This is a genomic window from Allobosea eneae (genome assembly GCF_042657265.1).
GTDB lineage: Bacteria > Pseudomonadota > Alphaproteobacteria > Rhizobiales > Beijerinckiaceae > Allobosea > Allobosea eneae.
Window position 1 is genome coordinate 1 of sequence record NZ_JBHSLW010000151.1, and the last position, 562, is coordinate 562.

Genomic DNA, 562 nt, shown 5'->3' on the forward strand with positions numbered 1-562 from the left:
ACGAGCTCACGGTCTCGGTCGACAAGGACGATATCGAGACCGACAATCTCGGCATCTACGGGCCGATGTTCACCGAGCTCGGCTCCGCCTCGGGCTCGCACTACGATCAGCTCATCTTCGGGCTGCTCAAGGCCGGCTTCAACACCGCTTGCTACGACAAGCAGTACTTCTTCGACACCGACCATCCGGTGCTCGACGCCAACGGCAATGTCACCTCGGTCGCCAACACCGATGGCGGCGCCGGCGCACCCTGGTTCCTGATCGACGACAGCCGCTTCCTGAAGCCGATCATCCTGCAGCGCCGCAAGGGCTGGAACCTTGTCCGCAAGGATCAGGAGACCGACGACAACGTCTTCGACCGCAAGGAATTCGTCTACGGCGTCGACGCCCGCCACAACGTCGGTTTCGGCTTCTGGCAGTTCGCCTGGGGCTCCAAACAGCCGCTCAACAAGGCGAACTACATTCAGGAGTGAGTGGCCGGAAGACTGGCCGCTGATCGTCGCCGCCGTCGCCCGCTATTACGGCGGCGGTTTCGTCAGCGCCGAGGCGCTGACCATCGGCG

General features: G+C 63.2%; 1 protein-coding gene. It reads left to right on the forward strand.

What is annotated here, in order from left to right:
• Window positions 1–473: Mu-like prophage major head subunit gpT family protein (locus ACFPOB_RS31110; protein WP_377801995.1), on the forward strand; the 473-nt coding region annotated here is incomplete at its 5' end.
• Window positions 474–562: the final 89 nt, after the last annotated feature.